At 72.8% G+C, this 18,000-nt stretch carries 2 protein-coding genes; both read right to left on the bottom strand.

Annotated features, from left to right (window positions below):
- Window positions 1-4,683: amino acid adenylation domain-containing protein (locus tag ACFWAR_RS37045; protein WP_385787403.1), on the bottom strand; the 4,683-nt coding region annotated here is incomplete at its 3' end.
- A complete protein-coding gene (locus ACFWAR_RS37040) occupies window positions 4,684-17,994 on the bottom strand; it encodes an amino acid adenylation domain-containing protein (RefSeq protein ID WP_385787400.1) in 13,311 nt (4,436 codons plus the stop codon).
- Window positions 17,995-18,000 lie beyond the last annotated feature (6 nt).

The raw sequence follows: 18,000 nt of genomic DNA, 5'->3' as shown, positions 1-18,000 counted from the left end.
CCCCGCGACCGACACCTCACCCACAACAGCAGACGTCTCGTTCCACTCCACCAGAACCCGACGACGCTCCACCTCCTCCAGCACGTCAACCGAGCCGAGGGGCTGGTCCGCAGCGCCGTCGAGGGCGTTCTCCAGCGCCGTGACCAGGTTGTCCGTGGCCGTGGCGACCAGGGCCGCGACGGCCTCCGCGTCCACCGAGGCGACGGCGTCGACCGCCAGGCCGATCTCCGTGCCGTCGTCGTCGACCGACACCGAGAGCGGGTAGTTGGTCCGCTCGCGGGAGAAGACCGTACGGATCCCCTCGAGCGCGGAACCGGCGCCCTCGGCTTCGCCGGGACCGGAGTTGTGCCGGTAGTTGAAGAGCGAGGAGAAGAGAGGGGTGTCCCCCTGGACGCCGCTGGCCTGTTGGGCCAGGGCGAGCGGGGCGTGTTCGTGCTCCAGCAGACCGGCGAGCTGACCGCGCATCGCGGACACCGCAGCCAGCGCGCCCAGTTCGTCCATCCGCACCCGGACGGGCAGCGTGTTGATGAAGGGACCCGCCACCCGGTCCGAGCCCGCACCGGCGTTCATCCGGCCGAACAGGACGGTGCCGAAGACCACGTCCTCGCGGCCGCTGACCGCGGACAGCACCCGCGCCCACGCCACGTGCATCACCGTCGCCGGGCTGGCGCCCAGCCGCCGGGCGACCGCGCGCAGCCGGTCGGCCAGATCCGCTTCCAGCGGGGCGACCGCTCGCGCGATGTCCGCACCGACTCCGCGCACGTCCACCAGCCCGTAGGGGGCGGTGGGCTCGTCGACATCGCCCAGCAGCTCGGCGAAGAACCGCTCGTGCTCCCCGCTGTCCACGCCCGCCCGGGCCTGCGCCACGAAGTCGCGGAACGGCAGCGGCTCGGGCAGCTCCGCACCACGCCCGTCGAGCAGCGTCCGCACCTCGCCGAGCAGCAGCTCCATACCGGTGTGGTCGCGGACCATGTGGTGCGCCCGCACCAGTGCCCACCAGCGGCCCGAGACCGGCTCGGCGGTGATGTGCAGGGCGATCAGCGGCGCTCGGCCCAGGTCCATGGACAGGCCACCGGCGGCGAGCAGCTGCTCGACCGCGTCGCCGCCGTCCGGGTCCAGCCGGACCTCCTCGACCGGGAGGACGGCGCGGCGGCGCACGACCTGCACCGGCTCGCGCACTCCCTCCCAGACGATCCCGGTCCGGTAGATGTCGTGCCGGTTCAGGACCAGCTGGAGCGCGTCGGTGAAGGCGTCCAGCCGGTCGCGGGAGTCGAACTCCAGGACGGTGGGGGTGACGTAGGCGTCCTCGCCGCCGTCGGCGAGGAGGTGGTGGAAGAGCAGACCCTCCTGGAGCGGGGCCAGCGGGTAGACGTCCGCGATGTTGGCGGCGCCGCCGTCGACGGTGGCGACGATCCGCTCCACCTCGTCGGCGGTCAGGTCCACCAGCGGCAGCATCTCGGGCGTGATGGTCGTGGCGCCCTCGGGGATGGCGTTCGCGGGGACCACCACCTCCTCGGTTCCGGCCACCGCGGCCAGGCCCGCCACGGTCGGCGTCTGGAAGAGCGCCCGGACCGAGACGGACACGCCGCGGCCGCGGAGGGTCTCCACCAGGCGGATGGCCAGCAGCGAGTGACCGCCCAGCTCGAAGAAGCTGTCGTCGACGCCGACGCCGTCCAGGCCGAGGATCTCGGCGAAGACCGCGCAGAGGATCTCCTCACGGACGCTGGAGGGGCCGCGGCCCGAACCGGTCACGTACTCGGGCGCGGGCAGGGCCTTGCGGTCCAGCTTGCCGTTCGCGGTCAGCGGCAGCGCGTCCAGCGCCACCACCGCCGACGGAGCCATGTGGTCCGGCAGCCGCTCGGCGACGAACCGCCGTACGGAATCGGCCAGTTCGTCGGTGTTCGCACCGTCGGTGGGAACGACGTAGGCCACCAGGCGGGTGTCGCCGGGGGCGTCCTCGCGGGCGATCACCGCGGCCTGGGCGACCGACGGGTGGGCGGCGACGACCGTCTGCACCTCGCCGGGCTCGATGCGGAAACCGCGGATCTTCACCTGCTCGTCGGCGCGGCCCAGGTACTCCAGCTCGCCCTCGGCGTTCCAGCGGACGCGGTCGCCGGTGCGGTACATGCGCTCGCCCGTACCGGAGAAGGGCGCGGCCACGAACCGCTCCGCGGTCAGGGCCGCACGGCCCACGTAGCCACGGGCCAGGGCGGCGCCGGCGACGTACAGCTCACCGGCGATGCCCGGGGCCACCGGGGACAGCCACTGGTCGAGGACGTACAGGCGGACGTTGGGCACCGGGGAACCGATGGGTACCGCACCGCCCGCGACCCGCTCCGGGGTCAGGCGCGTGGTGGTGACACCGATGGTGGTCTCGGTGGGGCCGTAGTGGTTGAAGACCCCACGCGTTCCGGCCGCCGCCAGCAGTTCCCGCACCCACGCGGGGGAGGCGGCTTCGCCACCGAGCACCAGCGACTTGGCGGGCAGTACGGACGCCGGTCCGTCGCCGACGGCGAGGGCCGCCAGGTGCGACGGCACCGCCTTCACGTGGTCGATGGCGTGCTCGGCCAGGTATCCGGTCACCACGGCCGGGTCGGTGGCGGCGTCGTGGTCGAGGATGTGCAGCTGACCACCGGTGGTGAGGCTCGCGAACAGGATGGTGTTGCCGAGGTCGGTGACCTGGGCCTGGAGCAGGGCGTACCGGTCCCCCGGGTTGCCGAGGCCGACGCGGCCGGGCACCGAGCAGACGTAGTTGGTCAGCGACCGGTGGGTGACGGCGACGCCCTTCGGCGTGCCCGTCGAACCGGAGGTGTAGATCACGTAGGCGAGCGCGTCCGGGGACGGGGCCGTACCGGGCGCGGTGGCCGCGTACGCGTCGATCGCGGCCGCGACCTCGGGGGCGTCCAGGACGAGCGGGGCCGGGGTCTCGACGGACAGTTCACCGAGCACGGCGCGCGTGCCGAGCAGTGTCACGGCGCCGCTGTCGGCGAGCTGGAACGCGATGCGTTCGGCGGGCTGTTCGGGGTCGATCGGGAGGTAGCCCGCCCCGGCCTTCCACACGGCCAGGATCGCGGCGATGGTCTCCACGCCGCGCGGCAGGCACAGACCCACCACCGACTCCGCGCCCACGCCCTGGTCCACCAGGAAGTGCGCCAACCGGTTCGCCCGCGCGTCCAGCTCCGCGTACGTCACCTCGGCGCCCTCGGCCACGACGGCCACGGCGTCGGGGGTCCGGGCCGCCTGGGCCGCGAACAGGTCCGCCACCGAACCGTCGGCCACCTCGGCCGCGGTGTCGTTCCACTCCACCAGCACCCGGCGGCGCTCGTCCTCGTCGAGGACGTCCACCGCGCTGAGCCGCACCTGCGGCTCGGCGGTGACGGTCTCCAGCACCCGGGCGAGCCGCTCGGCGAGGTCGCCCGCGGAGTCGGCTTCGAACAGGTCGGCCGCGGCGGTCAGCACACCGCGCAGACCGGCGGGGGTGCCCTGCGCGTCGAAGGTCTCCTCGACGCTGACGTCCAGGTCGAACTTGGCGGCCGACGCCCCGGCGGCGAGTTCGTCCTCCACCGCGCCGACCTGGACACCGGGGAGTTCCAGGGTCGCCTCGGCGTTGTTCTGGAGGGTGAGCATCACCTGGAACAGCGGGTGCAGCGCGAGCGAACGCGGTGGCGCCAGCTCCTCGACCAGGCGCTCGAAGGGCACTTCCTGGTGGCCGTAGGCCGACAGGCCCGTTTCCCGGACCCGGGCGAGCACCTCGGTGAACTTCGGGTCGCCGGAGAGGTCCGTGCGCAGCACGAGGGTGTTGACGAAGAAGCCGACGAGGTCGTCCAGGGCCACGTCCGTCCGTCCGGCGTTGGCCGAGCCGATCGGGATGTCGGTGCCCGCGCCCAGTCGGGACAGCAGGACCGCCAGCGCGGCCTGCAGCACCATGAAGGTGGTGACGCCTTCGGCGCGCGCCACCTCCACCAGGCGTGCGTGCACCTCGGCCGGGATGTCCAGCGGGATCCGGTGGCCGCCGTAACCGGCCACGGCCGGGCGCGGGTGGTCGTAGGACAGTTCCAGCTCTTCGGGAGCGCCGGCCAGCGCCTCGCGCCAGTAGGCGACCTGGCGGGAGAGGACGCTGTCGGGGTCCTCGGCGTCGCCGAGGAGTTCGCGCTGCCACAGCGCGTAGTCGGCGTACTGGACCGGCAGCGGCTCCCATTCGGGGGTGCGGTCCTCGCACCGGGCGGCGTAGGCGACCGCGAGGTCCCGGGCCAGCGGCCCGGAGGACCAGCCGTCACTGGCGATGTGGTGCACCACCACGAGCAGGACGTACTCGTCGGGCGCCACCGAGAAGAGCCAGGCGCGGATCGGCACCTGCGACGACAGGTCGAACGGCTGCGCCGCGGCGCTGCCGACGGCTTCGGTCAGACCGGCCGCCGCGGCGGCGGACACGTCGACGCACCGGAGGTTCCACTCCACGTCGTCGAGCTTCAGCACCTGCTGGTACGGCTCGCCTTCGGCCACCGTGAACACCGTGCGCAGCACCTCGTGCCGGCCGATGACGTCCCGCAGGGCCGCGTCGAGGGCCCCGCTGTCCAGCGTGCCCGAGAGCCGCATGGCCATCGGGATGTTGTACGTCGGGCTGGGTCCCTCGAGCTGCTCGATGAACCACAGACGGCGCTGCGCGAATGACAACGGAAACATTTAGAAATCCCCCTGGTTACGCATCGGCCGCAACGCCGGCCTTGCTGACTTCTGCTTTCCAAGCTGCTGTGCGAGCCCTGCGACCGTCGGCGCGTCGAACAGCGCCCGGATCTCCACCTCGACACCGAGAACAGCCCTGATCTGACTGACGAGCCGGACGCCGAGCAGCGAGTGGCCGCCGAGTTCGAAGAAGTCGTCGTCGACTCCCACCTCGGGCAGCCCCAGCACTTCGGCGAAGACGGTGCAGAGGATCTCCTCCTGCGGCGTCGACGGCCGTCGGCCTCCTCCCGCTTTCCCGGACGCGTAGTCCGGAGCGGGCAATTTCTTGCGGTCCAACTTCCCGTTCACCGTCAGGGGGAGTGCGTCGAGCACCACCACCGCTGCCGGAACCATGTGCGCGGGCAGTCTCTGGGCGACGAACTGCCGTACGTCGGCGGGGAGTCCGGTCCTTCCGGGTTCCCCGGCGCCGCCTTCGGCGGGTTCGCCGTCGGCGGGTACGACGTAGGCGGGTACGACGTAGGCGGGTACGACGTAGGCGACGAGGCGCTTGTCACCCGGGGCGTCCTCGCGGACGACCAGCGCGGCCTGGGCGACGTCCGGGTGGGCGGCTGTCGCCGCCTGCACCTCGCCCAGTTCGATGCGGAAGCCGCGCAGCTTGACCTGTTCATCGGCCCGCCCGGCGAAGACCAGCTGGCCGTCCGCGGTCCAGCGGGCCAGGTCACCGGTCCGGTACAGGCGGGAGCCGGCGGCGCCGTACGGGTCGGCGACGAAGCGTTCCGCCGTCAGCGCCGCCCGGCCCAGGTAGCCGCGGGCCAGGCCCGCGCCCGCCACGTACAGCTCGCCCAGTACGCCCTGGGCCACCGGCCCCAGGCTCGGATCGAGCACGTACATCCGCGTGTTCGCGATGGGCGAGCCGAAGGGGACCGTCCCTTCGCGTTCCGGGTCCACCCGGCCGATCGCCGTGATCACGGTGGCTTCGGTGGGTCCGTAGGTGTTGACCAACTTGCGGCCACGCGCCCACACACCCGCCGACTTCGGTTCGATGGCCTCGGCGCCGACCACCAGCGAGCCGACGCCCGCCAGGTCCGCGGGCTCCAGCACGCCCAGCAGCGACGGCACCACGCTCGCGGACCGCACACCGGCCGACTCGACCAGCGCGCGCAGCAGCTTGGGCTCCGCCCGCTCGGCCGCGCCCGCCACCACCAGAGAACCACCACGGCCCAGCGTCACCGCCACATCCAGCACCGACGCGTCGAAACTGAACGAGGCGAACTGCAACACCCCGACACCCGGTCCGACCTCCATCAGCGGACCGAACACCGACACCAGGTTCACCAGCGAACCGTGGGTGACGGCCACGCCCTTGGGGACGCCGGTCGACCCGGAGGTGTAGATCACGTAGGCCAGGTCGGCGAGCGCGATGTCCACCTTGGGCGCGGTGTCGGGCAGTTCGGCCAGCTCCGCGCCGGTGTGCGGATCGTCGAGCCACACGGCCGGGCAGGTCGCGGGCAGGTCCTGCGCCGTGTCACGGCGGCCGACCACCACCCGGGCCCCGCTGTCCGTGAGCATGAACGCGAGGCGTTCCGCCGGGTACTCCGGGTCGAGCGGCACATAGGCGCCGCCGGCCTTCCACACCGCGAGGATCGCCACGACCATGTCCGCGCCGCGCGGCAGGCACAGGCCCACCACCGACTCGGCCCCGACGCCCTGGGAGACCAGGTGGTGCGCCAGCCGGTTGGCCCGCGCGTCCAGCTCCCCGTAGGAGACCCCGGCGCCCTCGAACACCACGGCCGTGGCCTCGGGGTTCCGCGTCGCGTGCCCGTGGAACAGCTCCGGCAGCGATACGGGCGCCACCTCCGCCGCGGTGTCGTTCCACTCGGTGAGCACCTGGTGGCGCTCGTCCTCGCCGAGGATCCCGACGCCGCTCAGCCGCGTCCGCGGGTTGGCGGTCAGCGCGTCCAGGACGCGGACCCAGCGTTCCACGAGCCGTTCGCCGGATTCCCGGTCGAACAGGTCCGCGGCCACGGTCAGCAGACCGCTCAGCCCGGCCGGAGCGCCCGCGGCGTCGAAGCCCTCGGCCACGCTCACGTCCAGGTCGAACTTCGCCACCGCGGTGCCCGTGGGCACCGCCTCGGCGTGCACGCCGGGCAGGTCCAGGACCGCTTCGGCGTTGTTCTGGAGGGTGAGCATCACCTGGAACAGGGGGTGACGGGCCAGGGAGCGCGCCGGGGCGAGTTCCTCGACCAGCCGCTCGAAGGGCACGTCCTGGTGCGCGAAGCCCGACAGACCGGCCTCCCGCACCCGCTTCAGCAGTTGCCGGAACGTCGGGTCCCCGGACAGGTCCGCACGGAGCACCAGGGTGTTGACGAAGAACCCGACCAGATCGTCGAGGGCCTCGTCCGTACGCCCGGCGTTCGCCAGACCCATGGGGATGTCGCTGCCGCCGCCGAGCCGCGAGAGCAGGACCGCCATGGCGGCCTGCAGCACCATGAACACCGTCACGCCCTCGGCCCGCGCCACCTCCACCAGCCGCGCGTGCACCTCGGCCGGTATCTCCACCGGCAGTTGGTGGCCGCGGTTGCCGGCCACCGCGGGGCGCGGTCGGTCGAAGGGCAGGGCCAGTTCCTCGGGCCCGCCCGCCAGCGCCTCGCGCCAGTAGGCGACCTGACGGGACATCACGCTGTCCGGGTCGCTCTCGTCGCCGAGCAGCGTGCGCTGCCACAGGGCGTAGTCGGCGTACTGCACCGGCAGCGGCTCCCAGCGCGGGGCCCGGCCCTCGGTACGGGCCGCGTAGGCCACCGACACGTCGCGGGCCAGCGGACCCATCGACCAGCCGTCACCCGCGATGTGGTGCACCACGAGGACCAGCAGGTGCTCGTCCGCGCCGCCCGCGCCGTCCGCTCCGGTCGCTCCGGCCGCTCCGGTCGGGAACAGCCGCGCCCGGATGGGTACTTCGGCCGACAGGTCGAAGGCGTAGCCGGCGGCCCGTGCCACCGCGCCGTCCGGGTCCCCCGGGTCGGCGTCGCCGGTCGCCAGCTCCCAGTCCAGCTCCTCGACGTCGAGGATGTGCTGGTAGGGCTCGCCGTCGGCGACCGCGAAGACGGTGCGCAGCACCTCGTGGCGGCCGATCACGTCCCGCAGCGCCGCGTTCAGCGCGGCGACGTCCACCCGGCCCGTCAGCCGCAGGGCCACCGGGATGTTGTAGGTGGGGCTCGGGCCGTCCAGCTGGCCGAGGAACCACAGGCGGCGCTGCGCGAACGACAGCGGCACCCGCTCGGGACGCTGCTGGGCGCTCACGGCGACCCGGGCCGTGCCCTCTCCGGCCAGCCGGGCGGCCAGTCCGGCCACGGTGGGCGCGTCGAAGAGCTCTCTGATCTCCAGGTCGACCCCGAGCACCGAGCGCACCTTGCTCGCCAGCCGTACGGCGAGCAGCGAGTGGCCGCCGAGGGCGAAGAAGTCGTCGTCGACGCCGACGCTGTCCACGCCGAGCACCTGGGCGAAGACACCGCACAGGATCTCCTGGCGCAGGTCGCCCGGGGTGAGGCCGGAGGCCGTTTCCCCGGCCGTGAACTCCGGCGCGGGCAGGGCCTTGCGGTCCAGCTTCTTGTTCACCGTCAGCGGGATCTCGTCCAGGACGACCACCGCCGAGGGAACCATGTACTCGGGCAGGTGCTCGGCCGCCAGCGCGCCGACCTCGGCGGAGATCCGGGTCGCCGCGGCGCCGTCGGCGAGGACGACGTAGGCGACCAGCCGGGTCTCCCCCGGGGTGTCCTCGCGGGCGATGACCGCGACCTGGGCCACCGAGGGGTGCGTGGCGACGACGTTCTCGATCTCGCCCGGCTCGATGCGGAAGCCGCGGATCTTGACCTGGTCGTCGGAGCGCCCGGCGAAGACCAGCTCGCCCTCGGGGGTCCAGCGGGCCCGGTCGCCGGTCCGGTACAGGCGGGCACCGGCGGGACCGAACGGGTTGGCCACGAAGCGCTCCGCGGTCAGCGCGGACCGACCGAGGTAGCCCCGCGCCAGGCCGGCGCCGGAGACGTACATCTCGCCGTTGACGCCCACCGGGGCCGGGGCCAGGCGCTCGTCCAGGACGTACACCTGGGTGTTGACCACGGGCGAGCCGATGGCCACCTCGGGAGCCCGCGGGTCGCAGCGCCACAGGGTGGCGTCGACCGTGGTCTCCGTCGGGCCGTAGGAGTTGAACATCGCGCGGCCCCGCGCCCAGCGCGCCATCACCTCCGGTTGGCACGCCTCGCCGGCCACGACCAGCACGGTGTCCGTGCTGATCGACGTCTCGTCGAGGGTGGCCAGGACGGCGGGCGGGAGCGTCACGTGCGTCACCCGCTCGGCGGTGAGGAACGCGGGCAGCGCGTTCCCCAGCCGGCGCTCGGGCGGGATCACCACCAGGGTGGCCCCGGACAGCAGGGCCATGAGCCATTCCCAGCCGAAGGTGTCGAAGCTCGCCGAGGCGAACTGCCCTACCCGGTGACCGGTGCCGACGCCCAGGTAGCGGATGTGACCCGCCACCAGGCTCGACACGCCCGCGTGGGAGACCAGTACGCCCTTCGGACGGCCGGTGGATCCCGAGGTGTAGATGACGTACGCGGGGTGGGTCACCGACAGCGCGGCCCGCCGTTCCGCGTCGTCCACCGCGCCGGACGGCAGGGCGCCCAGGGCCTCGACCACCTCGGCCGAGTCGAGCACCACCACGGTGGAGGCGGCCGACGGCGGCAGCGCGGCGGCGATGGCCCGGGTACTGAGGACCACCACCGGAGAGGCGTCGTCACACATGTACGCGATGCGGTCGGCCGGGTATTCCGGGTCGATCGGCATGTAGGTGCCACCGGCCTTGAGGACACCGAGCAGCGACACCATCAGCTCGCCGCCGCGCGCCAGGGCCACGGCGACCACGGTCTCCGGGCCGACGCCCAGGCCGATCAGGTGGCGCGCCAGGCGGTTGGCCCGGGCGTCCAGCTCGGCGTACGTCAGCTCCTCGCCGCCGGCGACGACGGCGACCGCGTCGGGCGTACGGGAGACGTGCGCCGCGAACAGCTCGGGCACGGTGGCGAACGGGACTTCGGCCGCCGTGTCGTTCCAGGCCGCCAGCACCTGGTGGCGTTCGCCCTCGTCGAGCACGTCCAGCCCGCCGACCCGGGTCTGCGGGTCGGCGACCAGCAGACCCACCACCCGGGTCAGCCGTGCGGCCAGCCGGGCCGCGGTGCCCGCGTCGAACAGGTCCGCCGCCGCGGTCACCGTGCCGCGCACACCGGCCGGGGCGCCGTCGGCGTCGAACACCTCGCCCACGATCACGTCGAGGTCGAACTTCGCCACCGACGTGCCCGCCGGAAGCATCTCGACATCGAGTCCGGGCAGGTCGAGGACGGCTCCGGCCGCGTTCTGGAGGGTGAGCATCACCTGGAAGAGCGCGTGGCGCGCCATGGAACGGCTCGGGGACAGTTCTTCGACCAGCCGCTCGAACGGCACGTCCTGGTGCGCGAACGCCGACAGGCTGGTCTCCCGCACCCGGGACAGGACCTCGCGGAACGTCGGGTCGCCCGACAGGTCCGTCCGGATCACCAGGGTGTTGATGAAGAAGCCGACCAGGTCGTCGAGCGCCTCGTCCGTGCGCCCGGCGATCGGCGATCCGATGGGGACGTCGGCGCCCGCGCCCATCCGGGACAGCAGGGCCGCCAGCGCGGCCTGCAGCACCATGAACACCGTCACGCCCTCGGCCCGGGCCACCTCCACGAGGCGTGCGTGCACCTCGGCGGGGATCTCCACGGGGACGCGGTGACCGCGGTGGCTCGCCACCGCGGGCCGTGCGTGGTCGGCCGGCAGGTCCAGCTCCTCGGGCGCGCCCGCCAGGGCGTCGCGCCAGTAGGCCACCTGCCGGGCGATCACGCTGTCGGGGTCCTGCTCGTTGCCGACCAGCTCGCGCTGCCACAGCGCGTAGTCCGCGTACTGCACCGGCAGCGGCTCCCACGCGGGGGCCAGGCCCTCGCGGCGGGCGGCGAACGCGGTGGAGATGTCGCGGGCGAGCGGCGCCATCGACCAGGCGTCACCGGCGATGTGATGGACCGTCACCATGAGCACGTGCTCGTCGGGGCCGGTCGCGAACAGCCACGCGCGCACCGGAGCCTCGCGCGAGAGGTCGAACCCGTATCCGGCGGCCTCGGCGATCGCGTCGGTCAGGTCGGCCGGGGCCACCTCGGTCACCGACAGGTCCCAGCCGAGGTCGTCGAGGTCCGCGACGTGCTGGTACGGCTCCCCGTCGGCGACGGGGAAGACGGTGCGCAGCACCTCGTGGCGGCCGATGACGTCCCGCAGCGCCGCTTCCAGCGCGGCGACGTCCACCCGGCCCGACAGCCGCAGGGCGACCGGGTCGTTGTAGGTGGCGCTCGGACCCTCGAGCTGCCCGATGAACCACAGGCGGCGCTGCGCGAACGACAGCGGCACCCGCTCGGGACGCCCACCCGCCGTCAGCGCCACCCGCGCCCGGTCGGCGCCGTCGAGACGCGCCGCCAGCAGCGCCACCGTCGGCGCCTCGAACAGCACGCGCAGCGGCACCTCGACGCCCAGCACCGCGCGCACCCGGCTGATCAGCCGCGTCGCCAGCAGCGAGTGACCGCCCAGCGCGAAGAAGTCGTCCTCCACCCCGACCCGGTCCACACCGAGCACCTGCGCGAACACCCCGCACAGGATCTCCTCCTGGAGCGTGTCCGGGCCCCGCCCGGCACCGGCCGCGGCCGCGTGGTCCGGAGCCGGCAGCGCCTTGCGGTCCAGCTTGCCGTTCGGCGTCAGCGGCAGCGCGTCCAGCACCACCACCGCGGACGGAACCATGTACGCGGGCAGGGACCCGGCCGCGACCTCCCGTACCGCGCCGCCGAGGACGGCGACGTCGGTGTCCGGACCGGCCGGGACCACGTAGGCGACCAGCCGCTTGTCGCCCGGGACGTCCTCGCGCACCACGACCGCGACCCGGCCGACCGGTGCGTGCGAGGCGACGACCGCCTCGATCTCCCCCAGCTCGATGCGGAAACCGCGCACCTTCACCTGGTCGTCGGCGCGGCCCACGAACTCCAACGTGCCGTCCACGGACCAGCGCGCCGTGTCTCCGGTGCGGTACATCCGCTCGCCCGGTCCGCCGAACGGGCACGCCACGAAGCGTTCCGCCGACAGCCCCGGACGGCCCAGGTAGCCGCGGGCCAGGCCCGCACCCGCGATGTACAGGTCGCCCGCCACCCCGGCGGGCGCCGGAGCGAGGGTGGTGTCGAGCACGTAGACCTGCGTGTTCGCGATCGGGGCGCCGATCGACGACACCCCGCCGGAGACCGTCGCCACCTCGGTGGCCGTCGACCAGATGGTCGTCTCGGTCGGGCCGTACAGGTTCGTCACGGAGGCCGTCCTGGCCCGCAGGGTGCGCGCCAGCTCGGCCGGCAGCGCCTCGCCACCGACCAGGGCGCGGACCCCGGCCAGGACGTCCCCGGCCGCGCCGCTTCCCGCCCCGTCCTCCTCCTCCGGCTCGGACACCAGGGCGTGCCACAGGCTCGGCGTGGCCTGGAGCGTCGTCGCGCCCGAGGTCCGGATCAGCGCGCGCAGCGCCCGCGGGTCCCGTACGACGTCCGGGGTGGCCAGTACGACGCGCGCACCGGCCAGCAGCGGAAGGTAGAGCTCCAGCCCCGCGATGTCGAAGCCGATCGTGGTCACGGCCAGCAGCCGGTCGTCCGCGTCCAGCGCGAAGCGCTGCTGCATGGAGGCCAGGAAGTTCACGAGCGAGCGGTGCTCCACCACGACGCCCTTGGGGCGTCCGGTGGATCCGGAGGTGTAGATCACGTACGCCGGGTTCGCCGGGGCGACCGGGCCCGCGAGCTCGTCCGCCGTCAGCGGCCGGTCGTCCAGGGCCGCCGACTCGGCGATCACCGCGTCGTCGTCCAGGGCGATCGCGGGAACACCGGCGACCCCTTCGAATCCCGTCAGCCGCTCGATCAGATCCGCGCCGGTCAGGACGCACCGCACGCCCGCGTCGGCGAGGGTGAAGGCGATGCGCTCGGCCGGGTACTCGGGGTCGATCGGCAGGTACGCGGCGCCGGACTTCAGCACGCCCAGCAGCGCCACCACCAGGTCGATGCCGCGTTCCATGCAGACCGCGACCACGGACTCGGCACCGACGCCCCGGCCCGCCAGGAGCCGCGCCAGGCGGTTCGCCCGGGCGTCCAGCTCCGCGTACGTCACCTCGGTGTCCTCGCACACCACGGCGATGGCGTGCGGGGTGCGCGCGGCCTGCGCCGCGAGCAGTTCGGGCAGCGGCGCCCCCGGCACGTCCAGCCCGGTCTCGTTCCAGCCCGTGAGCATCCGCTGCCGCTCGGCCTGGTCGAGGACGCCGACCGTGTTCAGCGCCGGGTCCGCGCCGCCGTCCAGGACCGCCTCCAGCGCGGCCACCAGGCCGTCGGTGGCGGTACGGACCATCGCCGCGACCGAGGCGGGGTCCACCGGCGCCACCGCGTCCACGACCACCGCCAGACCCTGGCCGTCGTCGTCGACCGCGACGGCGAGCGGGTAGTTGGTGCGCTCGCGGTTGAAGACCAGGCGCGCTCCCCCGATCCCGGAGGCGGGTCCCCCGTCCACGTCGTCGCCCGTGTTGTGCCGGTAGTTGAGCATCGAGGCGAAGAGCGGGGTGTCCCCCTGCACGCCACTGACCTGCTGCGCCACCGCGAGGGGCGCGTGCTCGTGTTCGAGCAGGGCCGCGAGCTGACCGCGCATCGCGGTCACCGCCGCCAGCGCACCCGTCGAGTCCAGCCGGGCCCGTACCGGAAGCATGTTCATGAACGGGCCGGCCACCCGGTCGGAACCGGCGCCCGCGTTCATCCGGCCGAACAGGACGGTGCCGAAGACCACGTCGTCCCGACCGCTGACCGCGGACAGCACCCGCGCCCACGCCACGTGCATCACCGTCGCCGCACTGGCACCCAGGCGACGGGCGACCTCGCGGACCCGACCGGACAGCTCCGAGGAGAACTCCAGCCGCGCCTCGACGGAGTCCATGCCGTCACCGCGCACGTCCACGAGCCCGAACGGCGCCGTCGGCTCGTCGACGTCGCCCAGCAGCTCCGCGAAGAACCGCTCGTGCACCCCGCTGTCCAGCCCGGCACGGGCCTGTACGACGAAGTTCCGGAACGGCAGCGGCTCGGGCAGCTGCGCACCCCGGCCGTCCAGGACCGCCGCGACCTCGCCGAGCATGATCTCCAGCGCGGTGTGGTCCTGCACCATGTGGTGCACGCGCACCAGCAGCAGCCAACGGCCGTCGGCGACCTCCGCCGCGTGCAGCCCGATCAGGGGTGCGCGGCCGAGGTCCATGGACAGGCCGACACCGGTCAGCAGCTCCCGCACCGGGTCCGCGGCCCGCTCGTCCAGCGCCACCTCGGCGACGGACAGCGGCGCCCGGCGCCACACCACCTGCACGGGCTCGCGCAGCCTTCCCTCCCACACGATGGAGGTACGGAGGATGTCGTGCCGGTCGACGACCTGCTGGAGCGCGTCGGTGAAGGCGTCGAGCCGGTCGCGGGAGTCGAACTCCATGACCGTCGGGGTGACATAGGTGTCCTCGCCGCCGTCGGCGAGGAGGTGGTGGAAGAGCAGACCCTCCTGGAGCGGGGCCAGGGGGTAGATGTCCGCGACGTTCGCGGCCCCGCCGTCGACGGTCGCGACGATCCGCGCCACCTCGTCGGCGGTCAGGTCCACCAGCGGCAGCATCTCGGGCGTGATGGTCGTGGCGCCCTCGGGGATCGCGTTCGCCGCGACCACGAGGTGATCCGCACCCGCTTCCACCGCCAGCCGCGCCACGGTCGGCGTCTGCAACAGCGCCCGTACGGACACGGACACGCCGCGGCCGCGCAGGATCTCCACCAACCGGATGGCCAGCAGCGAGTGACCACCGAGGGCGAAGAAGTCATCGTCGACGCCGACGCTGTCCAGGCCGAGGACCTCGGCGAAGGCGGCGCAGAGGATCTCCTCACGAACCGTGGAGGGGCCACGGCCCGAACCCGTCGCGTACTCGGGCGCGGGGAGCGCCTTGCGGTCCAGCTTGCCGTTGACCGAGAGCGGCAGGGCGTCGAGGACCACGATCGCGGACGGGACCATGAACTCGGGCAGGTGCCCGGACAGGTGGAGCCGCAGCTCGTCCACGTCCACGTCCGCGTCGCTTGCGGGGACGACGTAGGCGACCAGGCGCTTGTCGCCCGGTACGTCCTCACGCGCCACGACGGCGGCCTGCGCGACCAGCGGGTGCCCGGCCACGACGGCCTGGACCTCACCCGGCTCGATACGGAAGCCGCGGATCTTCACCTGCTCGTCCGCGCGGCCCAGGTACTCCACCTGCCCCTCGACGTCCCATCGGGCCAGGTCACCCGTGCGGTACAGCCGCTCACCGGTCCCGAAGGGAGAGGCGACGAAGCGCTCGGCCGTCAGACCGGGACGACCCGCGTAACCGCGGGCCAGCTGGACACCGGCGAGGTACAGCTCACCACCGACACCGACCGGAACCGGAGAAAGACCACTGTCCAGGACGTACACCTGCGTGTTCGCGATCGGAGCACCGATCGGAACCACGCTGATGTCCTCACCGGCAGGGCACTCCCAGGCGGTGACGTCGACCGACGCTTCGGTGGGGCCGTAGAGGTTGTGCAGCTCCACACCCGTGCCGAACACCTCGAAGAAGCGAGCCACCGCAGCCGAGGAGAGAGCCTCGCCCGAGCAGATCACCCGACGCAGACCCGAGCACTCAGCAGCAGCCGGATCCCGCAGGAACGCCTCCAACATCGACGGCACGAAGTGCACCGTCGACACCCCCGCCTCACGGATCACGGACGCCACGTAAGCCGGGTCACGGTGACCACCAGGACGGGCGACGACCAGCGACGCACCCTCGAGCAGCGGCCAGAAGAACTCCCAGACCGATACGTCGAACCCGAACGGGGTCTTCTGCAGAACCCGCTCACCAGCCACCAGCCCATACCGGGACTGCATCCACCCGAGCCGGTTCACAATGCCCTCGTGAGACACGACCACACCCTTGGGGCGACCGGTCGAACCCGACGTGAACAGGACGTACGCCGGGTGCTGAGGCAGCACCTCACTCGCCACCACACCACCGGAAACCCCGGCCAACACCTCAACCGTCGCCGGGTCATCCAACACAACGGCAGCCGTGCCCTCAGGCAGCACGCCCGCCAGAGCAACCGACGTCACCACACAGTCCGCACCCGCGTCCGCCAGCATGAACCCCACACGCTCCGACGGAAGATCAGGATCGACCGGCACATACGCGCCACCCGCCTTGACCACCGCCAGCAGCGACGCGACCAGGTCGACACCGCGCTCCAGGCACACCCCGACCACGGACTCGGCGCCCACACCACGAGCGATCAGCACCCGGGCCAGACGGTTCGCACGCGCATCCAGCTCCGCATACGACACCTCCACACCCTCGAACACCACAGCAACAGCGTCCGGAGTCCGCGCCACCTGGGCCTCGAACAGCCCACCCAGCGTCCCCACCGGCAGCTCAGCAGCCGTGTCATTCCACCCCGAGACCACCTGGTGACGCTCGGCCTCGTCGAGCACCCCGACCCGGCTCAGCGGCAGGTCAGAACCACCCTCAAGCGCGCCCTCCAGCAGCGAAACCAGGCTCTCCGTCGCCGTCACGACCAACGCCGCAACCGCACGGGGATCCACCGGGGCAACCGCGTCAACGACCAGACCGAGACGGTCCCCGTCGTCGTCGACGACCACGGCGAGCGGGTAGTTGGTGCGCTCCCGGAAGAACACCACCTCGATGCCGTCGAAGATGGCGGCTACGCCCCGGCTGAAGCCGGTGTTGTGCCGGTAGTTGAACATCGACGTGAACAGCGGCGCGTCACCCGCCACTCCGCTGGCGCTCTGGGCCACGGCCAACGGTGCGTGCTCGTGCTCAAGAAGGGTCGCGAGCTGTCCACGCATCGCGTTGACGGCGCCCACCACGGTGATCTCGTCGGTCCGCACCCGGACCGGAAGCATGTTCATGAACGGCCCGGGAACCCGGTCCGCTCCGGATCCGGCGTTCATCCGGCCGAAGAGGACGGTGCCGAAGACCACGTCGTCACGGCCGCTGACCGCGGACAGCACCCGCGCCCACGCCACGTGCATCACCGTCGCCGGGCTCGCGCCCAACTGCCGTGCGACCGTGCGCAGTCTGGCCTCCACGTCCGACGGAATGTCGAGCCGCGCCTCGGCCGCGTCCATGCCGTCACCGCGCGCGTCCACGAGTCCGAACGGTGTGGTCGGCTCGTCGACGTCGCCCAGCAGCTCGGCGAAGAACGACTCGTGCTCCCCGCCGCCCAGCCCGGAACGGGCCTGGGCCACGAAGTTGCGGAACGGCAGCGGCTCGGACAGCTCCGCACCACGCCCGGCGAGGATCGTCTGCACCTCCTGGAGCAGAAGCTCCAGCGTGGTGTGGTCCTGCACCGTGTGGTGCATGCGCAGCAGAGCCAGCCAACGACCGTCCGCCACCGAGGCCACGTGGAGTCCGAGCAGAGGCGCCCGGCCCAGGTCCATGGAGAGGCCGACGTCCGAGAGCAACTGCTGCACCGGCTCATTGCCGTTCGGGTCCAGCTGCACTTCCTCAACAGGAAGGGCGGCCTCGCGCCACACCACCTGGACCGGCTCCCGCAGCCCCTCCCACACGAGGGCCGTGCGGAAGGTGTCGTGCCGGTCGACGACCTGCTGGAGTGCGTCGGTGAAGGCGTCCAGGCGGTCGCGGGAGTCGAACTCCATGACCGTCGGGGTGACGTAGGTGTCCTCGCCGCCGTCGGCGAGGAGGTGGTGGAAGAGCAGGCCCTCCTGGAGCGGGGCGAGGGGGTAGATGTCCGCGACGTTCGCGGCCCCGCCGTCGACGGTCGCGACGATCCGCGCCACCTCGTCGGCGGTCAGGTCCACCAGCGGCAGCATCTCGGGCGTGATGGTCGTGGCGCCCTCGGGGATCGCGTTCGCCGCGACCGCGAGGTGATCCGCACCCGCTTCCACCGCCAGCCGCGCCACGGTCGGCGTCTGCAACAACGCCCGCACCGAGACCGACACCCCACGGCCGCGCAGGATCTCCACCAGGCGAATGGCCAGCAGGGAGTGACCGCCCAGGGCGAAGAAGTCATCGTCGACGCCCACGCTCTCCAGGCCGAGGACCTCGGCGAAAGCGGCGCAGAGGATCTCCTCACGGACCGTGGAGGGCCCACGACCCGAACCCGTCACGTACTCGGGAGCCGGCAGCGCCTTGCGGTCCAACTTGCC

Origin of the sequence: Streptomyces sp. NPDC059917, from assembly GCF_042730635.1 — a bacterium.
In the GTDB taxonomy this organism is placed as follows: Bacteria; Actinomycetota; Actinomycetes; order Streptomycetales; family Streptomycetaceae; genus Streptomyces.
The sequence above is the reverse complement of the archived record's forward strand: the minus strand, read 5'-3'. Positions and strand labels throughout refer to the sequence as shown.